The 15,670-nt window shown below is 62.1% G+C and carries 13 protein-coding genes; 6 read left to right on the forward strand and 7 right to left on the reverse strand.

Annotated elements, in window-relative coordinates; all coding sequences use genetic code 11:
• Positions 1–43: 43 nt before the first annotated feature.
• The 7 genes from cheB to AC1DVE_RS08475 form a co-directional block, all read right to left on the reverse strand.
• Positions 44–1,054 (reverse strand): chemotaxis response regulator protein-glutamate methylesterase, encoded by a 1,011-nt coding sequence (cheB, locus tag AC1DVE_RS08445; RefSeq protein ID WP_223458767.1) that lies wholly within the window; start codon positions 1,052–1,054, stop codon positions 44–46.
• Positions 1,051–3,330, reverse strand: coding sequence for a hybrid sensor histidine kinase/response regulator (locus AC1DVE_RS08450; RefSeq protein ID WP_223458765.1), 2,280 nt, complete (start codon positions 3,328–3,330; stop codon positions 1,051–1,053). The genes cheB and AC1DVE_RS08450 overlap by 4 nt, the downstream gene beginning before the upstream one ends.
• Entirely contained in the window at positions 3,327–4,007 is a 681-nt protein-coding gene (locus AC1DVE_RS08455) for a chemotaxis protein CheW (protein ID WP_223543469.1), read from the reverse strand. Before AC1DVE_RS08455 ends, AC1DVE_RS08450 begins: the two co-directional genes overlap by 4 nt.
• Positions 4,004–5,275: a CheR family methyltransferase gene (locus tag AC1DVE_RS08460; RefSeq protein ID WP_223532491.1), complete on the reverse strand. Its 1,272-nt coding sequence runs from the start codon at positions 5,273–5,275 to the stop codon at positions 4,004–4,006. The genes AC1DVE_RS08455 and AC1DVE_RS08460 overlap by 4 nt, the downstream gene beginning before the upstream one ends.
• A complete protein-coding gene (locus tag AC1DVE_RS08465; RefSeq protein ID WP_477783878.1) occupies positions 5,272–5,808 on the reverse strand; it encodes a chemotaxis protein CheW in 537 nt (178 codons plus the stop codon). The genes AC1DVE_RS08460 and AC1DVE_RS08465 overlap by 4 nt, the downstream gene beginning before the upstream one ends.
• Positions 5,808–7,430, reverse strand: a complete 1,623-nt coding sequence (locus AC1DVE_RS08470; RefSeq protein ID WP_223532487.1) for a methyl-accepting chemotaxis protein — start codon at positions 7,428–7,430, stop codon at positions 5,808–5,810. Before AC1DVE_RS08470 ends, AC1DVE_RS08465 begins: the two co-directional genes overlap by 1 nt.
• 325 nt (positions 7,431–7,755) lie before the next feature.
• On the reverse strand, positions 7,756–8,448 hold the full coding sequence (locus tag AC1DVE_RS08475; protein ID WP_223458755.1) for a tellurite resistance TerB family protein: 693 nt from the start codon (positions 8,446–8,448) through the stop codon (positions 7,756–7,758).
• 194 nt (positions 8,449–8,642) lie between these two features.
• Here AC1DVE_RS08475 and AC1DVE_RS08480 point away from each other — a divergent pair, with 194 nt between their 5' ends.
• The 6 genes from AC1DVE_RS08480 to AC1DVE_RS08505 all read left to right on the forward strand — a co-directional run bounded on the left by AC1DVE_RS08480 (position 8,643) and on the right by AC1DVE_RS08505 (position 15,498).
• Entirely contained in the window at positions 8,643–9,557 is a 915-nt protein-coding gene (locus AC1DVE_RS08480) for a LysR family transcriptional regulator (protein WP_007975056.1), read from the forward strand.
• 105 nt (positions 9,558–9,662) lie between these two features.
• Complete coding sequence (locus AC1DVE_RS08485) at positions 9,663–11,162, forward strand: gamma-aminobutyraldehyde dehydrogenase (protein WP_477783879.1); 1,500 nt, start codon at positions 9,663–9,665, stop codon at positions 11,160–11,162.
• 150 nt (positions 11,163–11,312) lie between these two features.
• Positions 11,313–12,464: a putative ABC transporter substrate-binding protein YdcS gene (gene ydcS / locus AC1DVE_RS08490; RefSeq protein ID WP_046041056.1), complete on the forward strand. Its 1,152-nt coding sequence runs from the start codon at positions 11,313–11,315 to the stop codon at positions 12,462–12,464.
• A gap of 248 nt (positions 12,465–12,712) precedes the next feature.
• The gene (locus AC1DVE_RS08495) at positions 12,713–13,750 is read left to right on the forward strand and encodes an ABC transporter ATP-binding protein (protein ID WP_223533237.1); all 1,038 of its coding nucleotides are present in this window, start codon (positions 12,713–12,715) and stop codon (positions 13,748–13,750) included.
• A gap of 1 nt (position 13,751) precedes the next feature.
• Positions 13,752–14,699, forward strand: coding sequence for an ABC transporter permease (locus AC1DVE_RS08500; protein ID WP_223458749.1), 948 nt, complete (start codon positions 13,752–13,754; stop codon positions 14,697–14,699).
• Positions 14,689–15,498 (forward strand): ABC transporter permease, encoded by an 810-nt coding sequence (locus AC1DVE_RS08505; RefSeq protein ID WP_046041051.1) that lies wholly within the window; start codon positions 14,689–14,691, stop codon positions 15,496–15,498. Before AC1DVE_RS08500 ends, AC1DVE_RS08505 begins: the two co-directional genes overlap by 11 nt.
• Positions 15,499–15,670 lie beyond the last annotated feature (172 nt).

The raw sequence follows: 15,670 nt of genomic DNA on the forward strand, positions 1-15,670 counted from the left end.
GTCACCTGAGTACTACCTGAGCCAGGAATGAGGGAAAAGGTGCTCATTTGGCGAAAATCTCCAGCAATCGTGGTGCTATCTTGTCCAGCGGGCGAATCTCCACGGCAGCATCGATGGCCGCGGCCGCCTTCGGCATGCCGTACACCGCACTGCTGCTTTGGTCTTGTGCGATGGTCAGGTAGCCCTGTTTGCGCATGAGTTTAAGCCCCTGGGCGCCATCACGCCCCATGCCGGTGAGCAAAATCCCCACGGCGTCGCCGTTCCAGTAACTGGCCACGCTCTCGAAGAATACATCGATGGAGGGCCGGTAGATCTCGTTGACCGGTTCGGCGGTGTAGGCCAGCGTGCCGTTTTTCAGCAAGCGAATATGGTGATTGGTGCCGGCCAGCAATACCGTGCCGCTTTGCGGCGGTTCGCCTTCCTCGGCCAGGCGCACGTCGAGGCCGCTGGCGCTGCCGAGCCATTCGGCCATGCCGGCGGCAAACACCTGGTCAACGTGCTGCACCAGCACGATGGCCGGAGAGAAATCACTTGGCAGTCCCTTGAGCAAGACTTCCAGCGCTGCCGGTCCACCGGCGGATGAGCCAATGGCGATCAAGCTCTGGCGTGAGCCCGAACTGCGCAACGGTGCCGGCGTCGGGCGCGGGCGGTTGCCCTTGTCGCCGATCAGCCAGACGATGTTCAAGATCTTGCGCAACAACGGCGCGGCCGCTTCCTGGGCATTGCCGGCGCCAAGGGCCGGGGTGTCGACCACGTCCAGCGCACCGTGGCCCATGGCCTCAAACACCCGGTGCACATTCTGCTGGCGATCCACGGTGACGATGACGATGGCACACGGGGTCTCGGCCATGATCCGCCGCGTGGCCTCGACGCCGTCCATCACCGGCATGATCAGGTCCATCAGAATCAGGTCCGGCGTGTCCAGCGCGCACTGGCGCACCGCTTCGGCGCCATTGCCGGCGACCCAGACCACCTCGTGGGCCGGCTCGAATGCCAGGGCGCGGCGCAGGGCCTCCACTGCCATGGGCATGTCGTTGACGATTGCGATCCTCATGCCCGCGCTCCCCCAATGAGCTCGACCACCGCATCGAGCAAGGCATCGTCATGAAAACTGGCCTTGGCTAGATAATAGTCGGCCCCGGCATCCAGTCCACGGCGCCGGTCCTCTTCACGATCCTTGTAGGACACCACCATCACCGGCAGCGATTGCAGGCGATTGTCCCGGCGCAGCAGCGTGACCAGTTCGATGCCATCCATGCGCGGCATATCAATGTCGGTGATCAGCAGATCGAAATCCTCCGAACGTAGCGCGTTCCAGCCGTCCATGCCGTCTACCGCAACCGCCACGTCGTAGCCGCGATTAAGCAACAGCTTGCGCTGCAACTCTCGCACGGTCAGGGAATCATCCACCACCAGAATTCGCTTGCGGGCCGCCTCGACCACCTGATTGCTGTGACGGGCAATGCGCTCCAGACGCCCGGTGTTGAGCAGCTTCTCCACCGAGCGCAGCATGTCTTCGACATCGACGATCAGCACCACCGAACCGTCGTCGAGCAGGGCCCCGGCGGAAATGTCCTGCACCTTGCCCAGACGTTCATCCAGCGGCAGCACCACCAATGTCCGCTCACCGATAAACCGTTCCACCGCCACCCCGTAGATCGCATCGCGCTCGCGAATCACCACGACTTTCAGGGTTTGCCCGCTGTTCTGGCTGGCCGGACGTTGCAGCAACTGACTGGCTGCCACCAGGCCGACATGCCGGCCTTCGTGCCAGAAATGCTGGCGGCCTTCGACCTGCACGATATCCGCCAGCTCCAGGTCGCACATGCGCTCGATATGCGCCAGCGGGAAGGCATAGGCTTCGTCGCCGACGTCCACCACGAGGCTACGCACCACCGACAGGGTCAGCGGTACCTCAAGGTGGAAACGACTGCCCTTGCCCGCCGTCTGCTCCAGCACCACCGCGCCGCGCAACTGCCGGACCATGTGCTGCACCGCATCCAGGCCGACGCCGCGACCGGACACCTCGGTGACCGTGTCGCGCAGACTGAAACCGGGCAGGAACAGGAACGTCAGCAACTCCTCTTCGCTCAACTGAGCGGCGGTTTGCACGGGCGACAAACTTCGTTCAACGATGCTGCGACGGACCTTTTCCAGGTCCACGCCGTTGCCGTCATCGCTCAATTCGAGCACCAGCAAACCGGCCTGATGCGAAGCGCGCAGGCGAATCAAACCTTCAGCCGGCTTGCCCGCCAGCAGGCGCTGCTCCGGGGTTTCGATGCCGTGGTCGACCGCGTTGCGCAACAGGTGAGTCAGCGGTGCTTCGAGCTTTTCCAGTACGTCGCGATCGACCTGGGTTTTTTCGCCTTCAATTTCCAGCCGCACCTGTTTGCCCAGATCGCGCCCCAGATCCCGGACCATCCGCACCTGCCCGGTCAGCACATCGGCAAACGGCCGCATGCGACAGGCCAGCGCCGTGTCGTACAACACCTGCGCCCGCTGGCTGGCATGCCAGGCGAACTCATCGAGTTCGGCGTTCTTTTCCATGAGCAGTTGCTGGGATTGCGCGAGCAAGCGGCGCGCATCCTCAAGGGTTTCCTGAGCCTCCAGGCTCAAGGCGTGATCCTTGAGATGCACGTTGAGATTCTCCAGTGCGCGCAGGCTATTGCTCTGCATGCGTTTGAGTCGCTGCATGGTCGCCAGGTGCGGTTTGAGCCGCAGGGTTTCCACCAGGGATTTGCTCGACAGATCGAGCAGGCTGTTCAGGCGCTCGGCCGTGACGCGCAGCACACGTTCGCCGTTTTCGGTGGTGCGTTTGGTCTTGCTCGGGGCTGGCGCCGGTGGCGGTTCGACGGCCGGCGCCGGCGGCTCGACCTTGGGCACGGGTGCCTCGAGTTGTAGCTCGGCCATCACCGGTGCAGCAGCCGCAACCAGGAAGGCCGCCGGGTCCAGCAACCGCGCCATCAATACCACGTAGGCCTCGATGTCCGCGGCCTCCGGGTTGTTGCTCGGTGTGGCGATGCGCATCAGCAAATCGGTGCCTTGCAGCAAAGCATCGATGTGCTCGGGGCGCAGCAACAGGCGGCCTTCCTGGGCACTGACCAGGCAATCTTCCATCACATGGGCAACGCTGACCCCGGCATCGACGCCAACGATTCGCGCCGCCCCCTTGAGCGAGTGCGCCGCACGCATGCACGATTCAAGTTGATCGGCCTGAGTCGGATCGCGCTCAAGCGCCAGCAGGCCGGCGCTCAAGACCAGGGTCTGGGCCTCGGCCTCCAGGCTGAACAGTTCCAGCAGAGAGGCGTCGCGCATTTGCTCGGGGGTCATGTGAGGCTCCGGGTCACGGCGGACAGCAGCTGTTCTTCATCCAGCCAACGCAGGCTGCGACCTTTGAATTGCAACACGCCACGGGTGTATTTGGCGCTGGCCTGAGCACCCGAGCGCGACGCGGCATCGAGGATGTGCTCATCGATGGCGTGAATCCCGTCGACCTCGTCCACCGGCACCACCACCGGCCCGCCATCGGCGACGATGATCAACATGCGTGGCATGACCCGCGCGCCGGGTGCCACGTTGCTGGTGCCGTCGAGGTCGAGCAGCTCCACCAGCGACAGGCAGGCGACCAGCGCACCGCGCACATTCGCCACACCGAGCAAGTTCCGGGAACGTTGATGCGGCAAAGAGTGAATCGCTTGCAGCGGCGCCACCTCTACCAGGCTACGGGTCGCAAGCCCCAGCCACTCTTCACCCAGACGGAACATCAACAGCGAGCGGGTTTTCACCTCGCTCTCGACCGAGGCGGACACGGGCCCGCGATCTTCCTGCTGCAACGCATAGCGATCCAGCAAGCGTGTGGCGGCCGCGGAATACACCGCACAATTGCGGCAATGAATGTGCTCGCTGAGCAGCGGGCAGGACTTGTCGCCGTGAATACCAATGCGGTTCCAGCAGTCGTCGATGGCCTGGGCATCCCGGGTGACGCTAAAGGTGTCGGAGGCGATCATCGTTTACGCTCACTGTCGGCGGCGCGTGCGCTGCGGGCGGCACGCTCCTGCAATCGTCTGGCTCCCATCACGTCGCCCTGGGCCTGCAGCAATCCGGCCAGGTGCATCAACGCATCAGGATGTTGCGGTTCGAGGTACAACGCCTTGCGGTAAAAACCCTGGGCTTCAAGGGTATTGCCGGCCACATCGCTGAGCAGTCCCAACCAATAAAAGACCTGGGCCACCGGCTCATGGCTGCGCAAGTAGCTTTCACACGCCGCTCGCGCATCGGCGCTTTTGCCTTCATCGGCCAGCACGGCGATATTGGCCAGCAGCGCGGCAGTATCGGCACCTGAGATTGCAGGCGCAGCCTGCAGCGGCGCAACCCGGGCAAACGGACGGCTGCGCACTGGCGCAGGCGGTGGATTGCGCAGCGGTTGCGACACTGGCAATGGCGCTGGAACGAATGCCGGCAAGGGTTCAGGGTCCGGCATCCCTTGCCGACTGAACGCGAAGGACTGTGCGATACCGATCGAGCGCATCCCCAAACGCCCCAGCAGACTGCCTTCGGCCGGACCGATAAACAGCACGCCGTCAACGTGGGTCAGGCACTTGAGTACTTCGAAAACTTGCTTCTGGGTCGGCTGGTCGAAATAGATCAGCAGGTTGCGACAAAACACGAAATCGAATGGCGGCTCACCGGCCAGCAAGGCCGGATCCAGCAGATTACCGACCTGCAGGCGCACTTGCTCAAGCACGCGCTGATCGAGGCGATAGCTCTCGCCTTCGGCAATGAAATGACGGTCGCGAAACGCAATGTCGTCACCCCGAAAGGAATTTTTGCCGAACAACGCCCGCCGGGCTTTTTCCACTGACAACGGGCTGACGTCCAGGCCGTCGACCTTGAACTGGTGCGGTTTGAGCCCGGCATCGAGCAGCGCCATGGCGATCGAGTACGGTTCTTCGCCGGTGGAGCACGGCAGGCTGAGAATCCGCAGTGCGCGCAGGTGGTTGATCTCGGCCAGACGCTTGCTCGCCAGTTTCGCCAGGGTGACGAAGGATTCCGGATAGCGGAAGAACCAGGTTTCCGGAACGATCACCGCTTCGATCAACGCCTGCTGCTCGTCCCGCGAGCCCTGCAGGGTGCGCCAATACTCATCGGCCGAAGGTGCTTGCGCAGCGATGCTGCGCTGGCGCACCGCTCGCTCGATGATCGCAGGCCCTACAGAGGTCACGTCGAGCCCGATGCGTTCCTTGAGGAAGTCGAAAAAACGCTGGTCGCTGTTCATGGCCGCTCCTGCAGCAGCGCCGGATCCATTGGCGGCGCGGGAAACAACAATGCACGCACCTGATCGTCCAGCAGATCGCCGACCCGTACCCATTGCAGCAAGCCCTGCTCGTCCTTGCGGACCGACCCGAGGTAAGGCGTCTGGCGATTGTCCAGGCCGTAGGGCTGAAAATCCGCCGGATCGCAGCGCAAGGTGTCAGTCGCCTGTTCCAGAATCAGACCGAGCAGCTGCGACTCGGCGGTTTCATCCGGGCGATAGTTGAGCAGCACCAGTCGTGTGCTGGTACGGGCCTGTGCAGGCGTACCAAAGGTCAGCGCGCTCAAGTCGATCACCGGCACCACGGCTCCCCGATAGGCGAACACCCCGGCGACCCAGGCGGGGGCATGGGGAATAGGCTTCAAGGGCAGGCGCGGCAGCACTTCAGCCACTTCGATAGCCTTCAAGGCATAGCGCTCGTTGCCGATGCGAAACACCAGAAACAAGGCATGCAGCGCCTGCTTCACGGCAGAGCGTTTGGCCGTGATTTCGCTCATCAGACTTTGAATCGCGAAACGCCGCTGCGCAGCCCGACGGCCACCTGGCTCAGCTCATCGATGGCGAAACTGGCCTGGCGCAAGGACTCGACGGTCTGGCTGCTGGCATCGCCCAACTGCACCAGTGCGTGGTTGATCTGCTCGGCACCGGTGGCCTGGGCCTGCATGCCCTCATTGACCATCAGTACCCGCGGCGCCAACGCCTGAACCTGATGGATGATCTGCGACAACTGCTCGCCGATTTGCTGCACCTCGGACATGCCGCGGCGCACTTCTTCGGAGAACTTGTCCATGCCCATGACCCCGGCCGACACCGCCGACTGGATCTCGCGCACCATCTGTTCGATGTCGTAGGTGGCCACGGCCGTCTGATCCGCCAGGCGCCGCACTTCGGTGGCGACCACGGCAAAACCGCGGCCGTACTCACCGGCCTTTTCGGCCTCGATGGCGGCGTTGAGGGACAGGAGATTGGTCTGGTCGGCGACCTTGACGATGGTCACCACCACCTGATTGATGTTGCCGGCCTTCTCATTGAGGATCGCCAGTTTGGCGTTGACCAGATCAGCCGCGCCCATCACCGAGTGCATGGTCTCTTCCATCCGCGCCAGCCCTTGCTGCCCGGATCCGGCAAGTACCGAGGCCTGATCGGCGGCGGTGGAGACTTCGATCATCGTGCGCACCAGATCCCGCGAAGTGGCCGCAATTTCACGGGACGTCGCGCCGATTTCGGTGGTGGTGGCGGCGGTTTCGGTGGCGGTCGCTTGCTGTTGCTTGGAGGTGGCAGCAATCTCGGTCACCGAGGTGGTGACCTGCACCGAGGAACGCTGGGCCTGGGACACCAGGGACGTCAGCTCGGTCATCATGTCGTTGAAGCCGGTTTCCACGGCGCCGAATTCGTCCTTGCGCGCAAGGTTCAGACGACTGCTGAGATCGCCGGTACGCATTATTTCGAGGATCTGCACAATGCGGTTCATCGGCGCCATGATCGCGCGCATCAACAAAAGACCACACAACCCGGCACTAATGACTGCGACCAGCAACGAAATGCCCATGATCAGCTTCGCCACCACTACCGATGAAATGATCGAGTCAGTGGCCGCCTCAGCCGCCTCCCTGTTGAACTCAATGAGTTCATCCAGCTGTTTGCGGCCGGTAGCCCATGCCGGGGTCATCTGTTCGGCGAGGATGCGACGGGCCTGTTCGAAGTCCTTTTGCTGGTAGGCATCGAGCACCTCTTCGAGCAGCTTGTCATATTGATCGTGCAGCTTTTCAAACTCCTCGAACCTTGCCCGATCATCTTTCTCGAAGATGGTACCCCGGTAGCTGGCCATCGCGCGTTGCAGCCGTTCCTCAATACCCTGGTACATATCCTTGTCAGCCTGGGTCATGCCTCGACCGCCCCCCAGCCCGATCAGTTGCTGGGTCAGCACGTAATCATCGACCCAGGCACCGCGAATCAGGGAGCTGTAGTGAATCCCGGGAACACTGTCCGAGCGCACAACGCTCTCACTGGACTCAATCGACAGTAAACGGGAATACGACACGACCACCATCAGCAACATGATGGCGATAATTACCGCAAAGCTCGCCAAAATGCGTTGGCGTAACGTCCAGTTCTTCACAGTCAATCCTCGGGGCCTGATTCGAAATGCGGGGAGTATAGCCGAGGGCGGTGTTTCATTTATAAGACGGTTGCGCACCGCTTCTCATCCCGTTGAAAAAAGGCGGGATGGGCTCTGGGTGGGGACTGTCCGCTAATGAAGGAGATGGGTGCCAGGGGTGATTGGGTAGAAAGGGGCTGCGGAATGGCCATTGGGGCGGTGGTGTGGCTGAAAACGCCATCGCGAGCAGGCTCGCTCCCACATTGAATCTCTGGCGTACGCAGAATCTGTGATCACTGAAGACCTGATGTGGGAGCGAGCCTGCTCGCGAATGCAGTCTGAAGTTTTACAGGGAAGCCTGGCGAACCTGCTTCTCAAGCTCGGCTTTCAACCCCGGCTCCAGCTTGAGCTGGCGCGCCAGCTCGTCGAGGTAGGCCTTCTCCATGAAGTTTTCCTCGTCCACCATCATCACGCTGGCGATGTACATCTCAGCGGCGATTTCCGGGGAGCGGGCGGCGCGGGCGACATCGCTCGGGTCCAGCGGCTTGTTGAGCTCGGCGTGCAGCCAGTGTTGCAGTTCCTGATCGCTGTCGAGCCGGGTGAATTCGCCTTCGATCAAGGCTCGCTCACGCTCATCGACATGACCGTCAGCCTTGGCCGCCGCCACCAGCGCCTTGAGAATCGCCTGACTGTGCAGTTCGACTTGCGCGGCCGGCACGCGGTCCAGGGTTTGCGGTTCCGTACCGGCCGCACCGCCCTGCTGCGCCTGCCAGTTGCCGTAGGCTTTATAAGCCAGCACGCCCAACGCGGCGAGACCACCGTAGACCGCAACCTTGCCCCCGACTTTACGGGCCTTTTTGCTGCCGAGCAGCAAGCCCATGGCGCCTGCCGCCAATGCCCCGCCACTCGCGCCGGAGAGCAAGCTGCCGAGGGCACTGGTGCCACCGCTCGCACCCTTTTGCTGTGAGCTGCCGGCCTTGTTCTGCAACAGGTCCTGGCCGGACTTGAGTAGTTGATCGAGCAATCCACGGGTGTTCATTTACCGCCTCCACAAGACGTTTAGCCTGAAACCAAGACCACCAGCCTAAAACGAAAGTGCCCACGTCCCGTGGGCGAGAGTGCTTCCAGATGTTGCACTCCCTCAATGCGCGCATTGCCGCTTGCACCTGCCCATCAGAAAAAACGATATACACTCTCGCCAATCTATAAAAACAGCCCACCGGGTGCTTTCCCATGATGACCTTGCGTCAGATCCGTCATTTCATCGCCGTGGCCGAGACCGGCTCGATCTCGGCCGCCGCGCAAACCGCGTTCATTTCCCAGTCGACCCTGACTCTGGCGATCCAGCAACTGGAGGAGGAGATTGGCGTCAGCCTGTTCAGCCGCCACGCCAAGGGCATGACCCTGACCCACCAGGGGCATCAATTCCTGCGTCAGGCGCACTTGATCCTGGCCACGGTGGATAACGCCAAGCGCAGCCTGCAACAGAGCACCGACCAGGTCGCCGGGCAACTGATCGTCGGCGTGACCAGCCTGGTGGCCGGTTATTACCTGGCGGATCTGCTCACCCGTTTCCAGCGCGCCTACCCCAACGTGGAAATCCGCGTGATGGAAGATGAGCGCCCGTACATCGAGCATTTGCTGGTCAGCGGCGAGATCGATGTCGGCGTGTTGATCCTGTCCAATCTCGAAGACCGCCACGCCTTGCAGACCGAAGTGCTGACCCATTCGCCGCACCGGCTATGGCTGCCGGCCCAGCACCCGCTGCTGGAACACGACAGCATCAACCTCGCCGACGTGGCCCGCGAGCCATTGATTCAACTGAACGTCGATGAAATGGACCGCAACGCCCAGCGCATGTGGTCGGCAGCCTCCTTGCAACCGCGCATCACCCTGCGCACGGCCTCGACCGAAGCGGTGCGAAGCCTGGTGGCCGCCGGATTGGGCGTGTCGATCCAGCCTGACATGACCTATCGCCCGTGGTCACTGGAGGGCGACATCATCGAAGCGCGGCCGATCGCCGACCTCAGCCAGACCCTGGATGTCGGCCTGGCGTGGCGTCGCGGCACCGCGCGGCCGGCGCTGGTGGACCCGTTTCTCACGGTCGCCCGCGAACAACCCCACGGCGGGCGCAAGCCATCTATTTAATCGAACGCCACCTTCAGTATTTAGTATTTGTTGTCCTCGGGTCCGCGAACTAGTCTTGTTGCATCTAATAAAGACGGCCGGGCCCCAGTCACAGGGAGCGCTGCCATGTCTACACAAGAAGCCACACAAAAAACGAGAACCCGAAAAATGGCTGGCGCGCAGACCCCGTTGTTCACCGCATTGTTGATTGATGGTGAATTAGTCGCCGGTCAAGGCTGCGTCGAGCCGATTCTCAACCCCGCCACAGGGGAAGTCCTGACCCGGATCGCCGAAGCCAGCACCGAGCAAGTCGAAGCAGCCATCCTCGCCGCCCACGGTGCCTTCGCCGGTTGGTCGCGCACCACACCACAGCAACGTTCGAACCTGTTGCTGGACATCGCCAACGCCATCGAAAAAAACGCCGATCTGCTGGCCCGCCTCGAATCCATGAACTGCGGCAAGCCGCTGCACCTGGCCCGTCAGGATGACCTGAATGCCACGGTCGACGTGTTCCGCTTCTTCGCCGGTGCCGTACGCTGCCAGACCGGCCAGCTCAGCGGCGAATACCTGCCGGGCTACACCAGCATGGTCCGGCGCGATCCTATCGGGGTCGTGGCGTCGATTGCGCCGTGGAACTACCCGATCATGATGGCCGCGTGGAAAATCGCCCCGGCCCTGGCCGCCGGCAACACCCTGGTGTTCAAGCCGTCGGAACACACGCCGCTGTCGATCCTGGCCCTGGCCCCGGCGCTGGCCGAGATCCTGCCACGGGGTGTGATCAACATCGTTTGCGGTGGCGGCGAAGGCGTCGGCAGCCATCTAGTGAATCACCCTAAAGTGCGCATGGTGTCGCTGACCGGCGATATCGTCACCGGCCAAAAGATTCTCCAGGCCGCATCGAAGACGCTCAAACGTACCCACCTCGAACTCGGCGGCAAGGCCCCGGTGATCGTCTGCAACGATGCCGACATTCAGGCCGTGGTCGAAGGCGTGCGCACTTACGGCTATTACAACGCCGGCCAGGATTGCACCGCCGCTTGCCGCATTTACGCCCAGGCCGGGATCCATGACCGTTTGGTGGCCGAACTCGGCGCGGCCGTCAGCAGCCTGCGCTTCGCCGGCAAACGCGACGCCGACAACGAAATCGGTCCGCTGATCAGCACCCGCCAGCGCGACCGCGTGGCCAGTTTTGTCGAGCGTGCCCTCGGCCAGCCGCACATCGAGCGGGTGACCGGCGCAGCGGTGCATTCCGGCGCCGGCTTCTATTACCAGCCGACCCTGCTCGCCGGTTGCAAGCAAAGTGACGAGATCGTCCAGCGCGAAGTATTCGGGCCGGTGGTCACCGCGACCCGCTTCGATGAACTGGAACAAGCGGTGGACTGGGCCAACGATTCGGAATACGGCCTGGCCTCGTCGGTCTGGACCCAGAACCTCGACAAGGCCATGCAGGTCGCGGCGCGCTTGCAGTACGGCTGCACCTGGATCAACAGCCACTTCATGCTGGTCAGCGAAATGCCCCATGGCGGCCTGAAACGTTCGGGCTACGGCAAAGACCTGTCCAGCGATTCGCTTCAGGACTACAGCGTGGTACGACACATCATGGCCCGACATGGACAGGAGCTTTAAGCCTCAAGCCACAAGCTGCAAGTCAGGTGCGGACCTGCGTTTCTCTTGCAGCTTGAAGCTTGAAACTTGCAGCTACGCTAACAATAACAATCAGCAACACGCTTAACCGAGCCCACTGCCCCGACCATAATTAAAGAAGAGGGAATTCCAATGTTCGTGCACAAGACCGCATTGCTCAGTGCAATCACCACCGCGCTGCTGGCCAGTGCCAGTGTCCAGGCCGCCGAGCCGCTCAAAGCTGTCGGGGCGGGCGAGGGCCAACTGGATATTGTGGCCTGGCCTGGCTACATCGAACGTGGTGAGAGCGACAAGGCCTACGACTGGGTGACCGGTTTCGAGAAGGAAACCGGCTGCAAGGTCAACGTCAAGACCGCGGCCACTTCCGATGAAATGGTCAGCCTGATGGCCAAGGGCGGTTATGACCTGGTCACCGCATCCGGCGATGCGTCCCTGCGCCTGATCGTCGGCAAGCGTGTGCAGCCGATCAACACTGCGTTGATCCCGAACTGGAAAAACCTCGACCCACGCCTCAAGGATGGACCGTGGTACGTGGTCAACAAGCAGACCTACGGCACCCCGTATCAGTGGGGCCCGAACGTGCTGATGTACAACACCAACGTGTTCAAGACCGCGCCCACCAGCTGGGGCGTGCTGTTCAACGCGGAAAACCTGCCGGACGGCAAGCCGAACAAGGGCCGCGTGCAGGCCTATGACGGCCCGATCTACATCGCCGACGCGGCGCTGTACCTGAAGACCGCCAAGCCGGAACTGGGGATCCAGAACCCGTACGAACTGACCGAAGCCCAGTACAAGGCCGTGCTCGACCTGCTGCGCGCCCAGCAGCCGTTGATCCACCGCTACTGGCACGACACCACTGTGCAAATGAGCGACTTCAAGAACGAAGGCGTGGTCGCCTCCGGTGCCTGGCCGTATCAGGTCAACGGCCTGATGAACGAGAAGCAGCCAATCGCCTCGACCATCCCGAAAGAAGGCGCCACCGGTTGGGCCGACACCACCATGATGCACGCCGAGGCCAAGCACCCGAACTGTGCCTACAAGTGGATGGACTGGTCGCTGCAACCGAAAGTCCAGGGTGACGTAGCAGCGTGGTTCGGCTCGTTGCCAGCGGTTCCGGCGGCGTGCAAGGAGAGCGAACTGCTCGGCGCCGAAGGTTGCAAGACCAACGGTTTCGACCAGTTCGACAAGATCGCCTTCTGGAAAACCCCGCAGGCTGAAGGCGGCAAGTTCGTGCCGTACAGCCGCTGGACCCAGGACTACATCGCGATCATGGGCGGCCGCTAAAAGTCATTCCGGTAGCTGCTGCGCGTCGATTATCCGCGCCCGGGCAGTGCTCGCCTCCTCACGTACTAACGTACGCTCCGGGGGCTGTGCGCTGGCCGGACACGACTAATCGCCGCTCGCGACGCTCCCGAAACGACTTTTCCACACCCCAAGCCTTGTCAGAAGCACAACGGTTTACGGAATAACTGTTTTTCAGAAGTCCAGGCAGGGCCGCTGCGACGGTCTTCGCCTTTTGGGAGTACCGCACCATGACGCTTGCAGTCCAGTTCACCAACGTTTCCCGTCTATTCGGCGAAGTGAAAGCCGTAGACCGGGTTTCCATCGACATCCAGGACGGCGAGTTCTTCTCCATGCTGGGGCCTTCCGGCTCGGGCAAAACCACCTGTTTGCGCCTGATCGCCGGCTTTGAACAACCGAGCGCCGGTTCCATCCGCATTCATGGTGAAGAGGCCGCCGGCCTGCCGCCGTACCAGCGCGACGTGAACACCGTGTTCCAGGATTACGCGCTGTTCCCGCACATGAACGTTCGCGACAACGTCGCCTACAGCTTGAAAGTCAAAGGCATCGGCAAGGCCGAACGCCTCAAGCGCGCCGAAGAATCCCTGGAGATGGTCGCCCTCGGCGGCTACGGCGAACGTAAGCCGGTTCAGCTCTCCGGTGGTCAGCGCCAGCGTGTGGCCCTGGCCCGCGCCTTGGTCAACCGTCCACGGGTGTTGCTGCTCGACGAACCCCTCGGTGCCCTCGACCTGAAACTGCGCGAGCAAATGCAGGGCGAGTTGAAGAAGTTGCAACGCCAGCTCGGCATCACCTTCATTTTCGTCACCCACGACCAGACCGAAGCGCTGTCGATGTCCGACCGCGTGGCCGTGTTCAACAAGGGCCGCATCGAACAAGTCGATAGCCCGCGCAACCTGTACATGAAACCGGCCACCACCTTCGTGGCGGAATTCGTTGGCACCTCCAACGTGATTCGCGGTGACTTGGCCAAGCAGCTCAGTGGCAATCCGCAGCCGTTCTCGATTCGTCCGGAACACGTGCGATTCGCCGAAGGCCCGCTGGCCAGCCACGAGATCGAGGTCAGCGGTTTGCTCCACGACATTCAGTACCAGGGCAGCGCCACCCGCTACGAACTGAAACTGGAAAACGGCCAGACCCTGAACATCAGCCAGGCCAACAATCAGTGGATCGACAGCAGCGCGCAACACCAGACCGGGCAGCGCCTGAGCGCACGTTGGGCACGGGAAGCGATGGTCCATTTGCACGACACCCTTGAAGGCGGGGTGTGAGATGAGCACCTTGGCTATTACTCAAACCTCGTCAGGCGGCTCGCCGTTGCGCAGGTTTTCCAACCTGTTGTATCGCCGGCCGAACCTGTACCTGTCGATGTTGCTGGTGCCGCCGTTGCTGTGGTTCGGCGCGATCTACCTCGGCTCGTTGCTGACGCTGCTGTGGCAAGGCTTCTACACCTTCGATGACTTCACCATGGCGGTCACCCCTGACCTGACCCTGGCCAACTTCACCGCGCTGTTCCAGCCGTCGAACTTCGACATCATCCTGCGTACCCTGGGCATGGCGATTGTGGTGTCGATTGCCAGTGCCATCGTCGCGTTCCCGATTGCCTACTACATGGCGCGTTACACCACCGGCAAGACCAAGGCGTTTTTCTACATCGCGGTGATGATGCCGATGTGGGCCAGCTACATCGTCAAGGCTTATGCCTGGACGCTGCTGCTGGCCAAGGGTGGGGTGGCGCAGTGGTTCGTGCAGCACCTGGGGCTGGAACCGGTCCTGCAGTTCGTGCTGGGCATTCCGGGGGTTGGCGGTAGCACCTTGTCGACCTCGCACCTGGGCCGCTTCATGGTGTTCGTCTACATCTGGCTGCCGTTCATGATCCTGCCGATCCAGGCCTCGCTGGAACGCCTGCCGCCGTCGCTGCTGCAAGCCTCCGCCGACCTCGGTGCCAAGCCGCGCCAGACCTTCATGCAAGTGATTCTGCCGCTGTCGATCCCGGGCATTGCCGCAGGTTCCATCTTCACCTTCTCGCTGACCCTGGGCGACTTCATCGTGCCGCAACTGGTCGGCCCGCCCGGCTACTTCGTCGGCAGCATGGTGTATGCCCAGCAAGGCGCAATCGGCAACATGCCAATGGCCGCCGCCTTCACCCTGGTGCCGATCGTGCTGATCGCCATTTACCTGTCCATCGTCAAACGAATGGGGGCCTTCGATGCACTCTGAGAAAGCCTCAATAGGCCTGAAAATCGCAGCTTGGGGCGGGCTAGTGTTCCTGCACTTCCCGATCCTGATCATCTTCCTCTACGCCTTCAACACCGAAGACGCGGCATTCAGCTTTCCGCCCAAGGGCTTCACTCTGAATTGGCTCAGCGTGGCGTTCTCGCGGCCGGACGTGCTCGAAGCGATCAAGCTGTCGTTGCAGATCGCCTCGATTGCCACCCTGATCGCCATGGTCCTCGGCACGCTGGCGTCCGCCGCGTTGTATCGCCGCGACTTCTTCGGCAAGCAAGGCATCTCGCTGATGCTGATCCTGCCGATTGCCCTGCCGGGGATCATCACCGGGATCGCGCTGCTGGCGACCTTCAAGACATTGGGAATCGAGCCGGGGATGTTCACCATCATCGTCGGCCACGCGACCTTCTGTGTGGTGATCGTCTACAACAACGTCATCGCCCGCTTGCGCCGCACCTCCCACAGTTTGATCGAAGCCTCGATGGATCTCGGCGCCGACGGCTGGCAGACCTTCCGCTACATCATCCTGCCGAACCTCGGCTCGGCGTTGCTGGCCGGCGGCATGCTGGCGTTTGCCCTGTCGTTCGACGAAATCATCGTCACCACCTTCACCGCCGGCCATGAACGCACCCTGCCGCTGTGGCTGCTCAACCAGCTCAGCCGCCCACGGGACGTGCCGGTGACCAACGTCGTGGCGATGCTGGTGATGCTGGTGACCATGCTGCCGATTCTCGGCGCCTATTACCTGACCCGAGGCGGTGAGAGCGTTGCGGGTAGTGGCGGTAAGTAGCTGACAACTCAATTCCCAATGTGGAAACCGGATGAATGTGGGAGCGGGCTTGCTCGCGAACGCGGCGGGTCAATCACCACAAATGTTGAATGTTGAACCGCATTCGCGAGCAAGCCCGCTCCCACATTTAGGGCCGGGGTCTACAGAAGAACAACAATAGCTTCGAAGAGGA

Source organism: Pseudomonas sp. P4_B4, assembly GCF_056402255.1.